Here is a 6,713-nt window from a genome sequence, read left to right as displayed (position 1 = left end):
AGTTGGGGTGGGCATGAAAAAATCCCCGGCAGAAAAGTGAAAGCCTCGGCCATTACGGTGACGGAACCGCAGAGCGCTCGATCTTGACGCATGACAGCTTCCCGCCTACCTGACCACTCGTGCTGCTGGAAATCATCATCACTCCCGGCACAACCACAGCGCCAACGGGTTTCTTGCCCGCCTCCTCGATCTCGAGAGCCTCCACCATATTGGTGGGCTGCTTGATGGTCTTGAACCGATAGGAAAAGCCCCCGCTTTCGCTGCAGTTCGGAGTGTCATGAAATGAAAAGAATGTCGCTGACGGTACATTCTCGAGCCTGAAGGCATAGGCATCATCATTCCCGCACCCCAATGAATTGTTCTGAAAATCGATGATGGAACTGACAAAGGGAATGCTGCAATTAATCGGGTACGAGCCATCGGCATTTTTCTTGTTCAGGATCACCAGTTGGCCATCGGCTTCACTGGCCTCAAGCCGTGGAATATAAACACTCGCGGATATGAAGGCCGCGACAAACACACTCAATGGCAGGTATTTAAAAACACGTAATGTCATGATAACGACTCCCGTTATAAGCCACAGGTCGCACGACCTGAAAGTTACTTATCACTTGCAACCGTCGAAAAACGTCAATCCGACAATATGATGAGATAAGTCATCCTAACAGCCATCGACTCACTGGCAACTGGCATTTCTGTCAGTAGACAACCCGCCAAGGATCACCGAAATTCCTCATCCACGCTTCATAGACACTTACCGTGATGCCATCGATATGGAAACAAAACGGTATTCATCATTCGATGGCATAAGTGCTTCAGGAAACACGGTGTCCCTTTTTATCGGGAGAACATCATGGCACTGCCAGACAACATGCCCACAACAACAGTAGGTGGTGACTCACGAGACGCCCTGCTGGACTGGCTACAGGAAAACCCCAAGACCCTCGGCTGGGATGCCATTGTGGTTTATAGCCGGGGTCGGGCCAACGCGTTATTGATGCAACAATATATAAAGAAACTGACTGCCGAGAACTACCTGACCCCCATCGATGGCCAGATAGAAGGGCCGGAAGGCTCGAAACTCAACTTCTTCGGTGTCCAGTTGGGACTGCCCCGGCTTTCATTCGAGAATGCCGATATCGAACACTCCAAAGCCCGTGTAACGCAGGCAATTACTGCCGGGCTGGCCATTCTGAAAAGCGAGCCGGTCGGCGGTTACAAGGGCATCCACTCGATCATGCGGCCCAACGGGGCGGCAGGCCCGACGTTATGGATGGACGTGGACCTGCTGGACGCACCGGGCGATGTCACCGATGCCGGAGTCGTGCAGATCGATCTCAAGAAAATGACCGGGTTCGACACCGATCTGTTCTCGGACCGGGTCAGCATCATCAATGCTCAGGAGTTTTTCCTCGAACGCTTCAAGGAAAAGCCCGAACTGCAGGTGTATACCCTCGGCGCTCTGAACAAGAGCGCAGACTCTACCCTGACCCCGCAGAACTTCATCGTCCGCACACAAGCCGCACCGGGGGCCAAGAGACGGGCAGCGCCCAATTATGGCGATGGAGCAGTGATATTGATGGTGACGCTCAAGGGCGGCACGGATGGCGGAGCACCGACCCAGAACAGTGATTTCAGGTACCTGATACCCAATGATGGTAACGGGACCCAATATTCGAGTGCCGTGTTGCTTTCAAATAAAGTGTTATTCAACAAACTGATTCTTCCAACGCTCAACCAGAGTTCGACCATCACCTATAAACTGGAGTCTCCGACGGGTGAAGATGGCACGCCACTGCATTTATATGCGCAGGGACTATCAGGAAATTATATAAAACCAAACGGCACGGTATTTACAAGCTCTTGGGGCGACCACAACAGCACATTGAGAGCGCTGGAAGATGCCGTTCTCAAAGTCACTCCCGATGGCCCGTATACTGGCCTGCAATTCAAAACGCTGAACAACACTCTGCATATCGAATGGAATGCCCATAGCAAAAACAGATGGAATCAGAAAGTCGATGTCAATAACGGCAACGATACGGATGTCGACGGAGACCTCGAGTTCAAGATCAATTCAAAAGCCGACATGACACTCGAACTGGACCCGGCAACAAGTATCATCCGGTTTTCGACAACTATCAGTGCCGAAAGCTGGTCCAGTCTATCCAACTATTCCTGGCTGGAGTTCTTCAGCAGCGATAACCGCTCGGAACTGTTCAGGTGGTGGTATGTAGAACTGGACGATCACTTCTTCAAGAACATCGCCAGTATCAAGCTTCCCGACATCGACACGTTCCTGCTGAGAAACCTGTTATTTCCCGACCATAACGCGATGGTCCTGACGGATGCCCATGTTCCCGGTGACCTGGCTGTTTTCGGGAATGTCGATCCGTCCCTGACCAGCTTCGTGATAGAACCCGAACAGGTCATCCTGAATCCGGGCAGCAGCAAGACACTCCGCGTCGAGCCTGCAGCCACCGTCACCTGGAGTGTAAAAGGCCTGCCGGGGAATACCCTGCCTGTCGGCTCCATCACCAACGCAGGCGTGTACACCGCACCGACCCCGGATGAACTTCAGGGTCATGATGCCCAACAGGTGATTGTCACCGCGACCGGCACGACAACACGAGGAATCGAAGCGTCGTCCTCGACCCTGATCTCGATCGTCAGCCAGACCATTTCCCTGAACCCGGTCTTTTCGGTGTGCGGCCCGGGTATTTCCCTCAAGTTCACCGCCGGCACCCTCGATGACCGCCCCTTGCAATGGGCACTGAAAAACCCCGGCCAGGGCGGTGCACTCAACCCCGCCTCCGGCCTGGAGACAACCTATACGGCCCCCGAATCACAGGGTACCGACATGTTCACGCTGGAAGTCATTCAAGTCACCGACGATCAGAGCAACATGGGGCAGGCCACTGTATTGGTGATCAACAAGACGCTCGGCGGGCAGGTGGAAGTGGACCTGGCACTGGCGGCGAATGGCAAGGCACAGTTGCGCTTCATGAAGGAATACAACGACGGCTCTCACGAAATTCCGCACGACCTGATGGTCTGGACATTGCTGGCCGGTGCCGGCTCGGTGGATGCCTCTGGCGTCTACACCGAGCCAGCACAGCAACTACCGGGCTTTGTCGTGATTACCGGTGCATTTTCCTACAGTATTCCTCCCCTCCCACCCCTCACTGATTACGGATACACCGTACTGCCCCTGCCCCTGGCGCAGTATCCGGACGTGGCAAGGGCCTTTCAGTAAGTACCCCGTCAGTGCATTTGAAGGGCCATGGCTGAAATGGCCCGAGACAGGACGTCAACCGAGGTGAGACATGGCAAATTCAAGGGACTCTCTCCTGCAGAAACTCAAAGGCCGGGCCAATACCCGAGGCTGGGGGGCCGTGGTGTCCTTCAACCGGACCAAGGTCAATCATCTGCTGGCACAACAGCATATCTCGCGGTTCAGCACAGACAGCTTTCTGCCCGCCATTCGCGGCACGGTGCAACTGGAAGGGCCGGAAACACTCGAACTGAGCGGCATCATTCTGAGTGCACCTCGCCTCTCCTTCGAGAATGCCTCATTGCGAGACTCCAGGGCACGCCTGAACATGGACATTGTGGGTGGCACCGTCACCCATTACAGCAACGCCCCCGGCTCCCCTGTCCGGGCGCTGTCCAGCTTCAACATTTCCGAACAACATGGCTATCGGCTGGACGCCGATATTGAACTGCGCAAGGTAATAGGCGGCATCAACAAGAACTCCGAAGTCATTCTTGACATCTCGAAGGCCACCGAATTCACGACCAATCTGATTGATTTGGGGGTCGGTCCCACGCTGATCGGCGACTTCTTCAAGGCCCGCTTCGAGGACCTGCCGGCACAACAACAGGTCTATTCGCTGGGTCTGCTGGACTTCAATGCGGACGACCTGCTGGCACCCAAGGACTTTTATATCCTGACCCAGGCAGCACCTGAAGGTAAAAACCTCAAGTCGGACAGTTATGGCGATGGCGCCGTGGTGCTGTTCGTCCGCACCAAGAACAATTTCTACGACGGGACGTTACCGGCAGATGAAAGCGAGTTTCCGTATCTGATTCCCGATGACAAGGTTTCGGGAGAAGACCGCTCGAAGTATTCCGGTTCGTTGCTGATCTCCCGTCAGGCCGTCATGTATTGGTTCATTGTGCCTTATATCAAACAGCACATCGGACGCGGCCTGAACTTTGAAGTCAAGGACGATGCCGAGCAGACATCCGACTACCAACTGGTGGCGGTGGCAGGCGAATATCAGGCGGAACCGATCGACATTCAGTATCAACATGCAACCCATCATCTCCACTTCATAAAAGACGATCTTCGCTTCACGTTTGCGAACAGACTGTCGCTCTTTATCAGGTCCGACTTTCGCCTTGAATTGAAATGGAGCGGGACCAGTAATGAAGTTTTCAGTTTCTGGGATGATATTGCGGGATGGTGGGACACCCATAAAGACGCACTTGCCACCTTTGAATATTCGCTCTCTATCGTTTTTGATAACCAACTGAACGCCAGCGAAAATACCCTCACGTTTGTGCAACAACCTTCTTCCGCTTACACGGCCAATGTCAGTATTCCAGGCTGGCTCCATGACCAATTGACGGTCAAGGCCCAGGAAGTTCTGGAAGACATACTCAAGGATATTATTCAGCTCTTCAAAACCATTGATATTCCCGAAATAAACTTCTTCGCCATCAACCATCTGCTGTTCCCGGAACACAACGCCCTGATCCTGAAGGAAGCGTACCTGCCCGGCGATCTGGCCATGTTTGGAGAAGTCGACCCGGCACTGACTTCGTTCAGCCTCAAACCGCTTTACACCACGGTCAAGAGCGGTGACGACCTGCAGTTTGAAATCGTGGAACTGCGCTATCGGGCGCGGGCGGCCAACATTACCTGGAGTGTGCGCGATATCGATGGGTCTCGCTCTCAGGGTGTCATCACTCAGGACGGGCTGTACTCGGCACCATCGGTAGGACAACTTGAAGACAAGACCACTCGCAATGTCGTAACAGCCACCTTTACCGATCCCCAGACGCAGGAAACCCGGACAGCGTCGGCCCTGGTGGTGGTGGTCGCCAGCTCCATGGCCATGACTCCAGCCTTGCATGCCATCGATCTGCGCACCCCACGCAATGTCACGTTCAAGGTCTCGACCCTCAGCGGCAATGCGGTGAGCTGGGCTCCGCTGCCGGCCGAACAAGGCTCTCTTGTCGGCAATGGTCAGGAGGCAACTTATAGTCCGCCCGCCACCTTGCCGTCGGGCAAGTTCCTGCCCGTGACCATTGAAGCGATCGACACCGGCACCCAGGCACGCTGCCCGGGGACCGTGCTGCTGATCAATGGCGTCATGCCCATGGATGTCAAACCGGCCTTCCACCCCGGGCTTGCACCCGCAGCCTCATTGCGTCTGTCCCTGCCCGGACAATTGAATGACGTCCGCAACCTGCAATGGAGCGTGGCCACCGGCAATGGGAGCATCGACGCGACAGGCAACTTCAAGGCACCGGACGTGATCACCCAACCTTATACGGTGATCCAGTGCAACTATTTCGACGGTATCGGTACGCTGTCGGGCTATGGGGTCATTCATTTATCCGAAATAGCGCCACGGGCGAAGTGGGAGCGTCTGACGGATTTCACCGTCAAGGAACAATCAGGGTCCCCGATACTGTTCGCCAATGGCCTGGAGCAGATCAAGTTAAGGGTCGCCGTCAAGACATTCGACGAAGACGGTAATGAGGTCTCACTCACCCCGTCCGAGTTGAACAGCATGCGCCTGATCGTGGCGGACACCGGCGATGACTTGCCCTATCTCGGTGAAGAGGGCGTACCCGCCAATGCACCGGAAAGCCGAAAATGGGGAGTCAACGAAGCGAAAAATCCTTATCAGTATTACCCCATCGAAGGGGGCCGAAGCGGAGAATCGCAAGCGCTGGATGGCAGTGGAAAGTACCTGTATATCCAGACACGCAGCGTCACCCCGTTGCGAATTGCCGTCGCCCTGACCCGCGCCGACCAGGTCGAATTCAACTCGACGGAAAATGGTGGTTCCGAAGAAAAAGACAACATCCTGAAAATCACACCGCAACCGGTACCCACCTATGCAAACGACAACTATGAGTTGACGCATGTACGGGTAGAAGGTGGTGCGGACAATGATTATGAGCTCAACACCGTCGACTATTACTACCTGAGGTTCAAATTGTCGGCCCGGTACATCAAGTTTCTCTCCGTCGAATTCGAGGGCCCCGCCAGCATGGTCCAGTGGGAAAGCCGTCAGTATGCCGAGCAAATGGGCAGCTATACCGGTCATGCCTTGTCCAGCAGCAGAACATTGCTGTTCGAGCCCTTGCTGATGCAGAGCATCGCGCCCGGATCACGCCCGAAACTTGATATTGTCCCCGGCAAGGAAGCACCGGAAGGGGCGATATTGTTCAGCCTGCATCGACGTTCGGATTTCACGTTCGACAACAACAGCGACTTCGACCAGCCAATGAAACTGAAGCTGATCGACGAATACGGGAACCTGCACAAGATTACCGTGCAGTTCCAATCCCCGACCGACCGCAATGTGTTGACGATCGTTGCCACCCACTGACGGCCCTTTTCGCCATCAAGGCCGATAGGCTTTCTGCCTGTCGGCCCGCTCCCTGGAGATTTCTCCATGCCCGCCCCCACC

At 54.8% G+C, this 6,713-nt stretch carries 3 protein-coding genes; 2 read left to right on the top strand and 1 reads right to left on the bottom strand.

What is annotated here, in order from left to right:
• Positions 1 to 52: 52 nt before the first annotated feature.
• Positions 53 to 556 (bottom strand): hypothetical protein, encoded by a 504-nt coding sequence (locus tag ACIPY9_RS24410; protein WP_400707770.1) that lies wholly within the window; start codon positions 554 to 556, stop codon positions 53 to 55.
• A gap of 297 nt (positions 557 to 853) precedes the next feature.
• Between ACIPY9_RS24410 and ACIPY9_RS24405 the strand changes: the two genes are divergently transcribed.
• Both ACIPY9_RS24405 and ACIPY9_RS24400 read left to right on the top strand, forming a co-directional pair.
• A complete protein-coding gene (locus tag ACIPY9_RS24405; RefSeq protein ID WP_400707767.1) occupies positions 854 to 3,256 on the top strand; it encodes a hypothetical protein in 2,403 nt (800 codons plus the stop codon).
• 70 nt (positions 3,257 to 3,326) lie between these two features.
• Positions 3,327 to 6,632, top strand: coding sequence for a hypothetical protein (locus ACIPY9_RS24400; RefSeq protein WP_400707764.1), 3,306 nt, complete (start codon positions 3,327 to 3,329; stop codon positions 6,630 to 6,632).
• Positions 6,633 to 6,713: the final 81 nt, after the last annotated feature.

Origin of the sequence: Pseudomonas sp. NPDC089734, from assembly GCF_044748865.1 — a bacterium.
In the GTDB taxonomy this organism is placed as follows: Bacteria; Pseudomonadota; Gammaproteobacteria; order Pseudomonadales; family Pseudomonadaceae; genus Aquipseudomonas.
The sequence above is the reverse complement of the archived record's forward strand: the minus strand, read 5'-3'. Positions and strand labels throughout refer to the sequence as shown.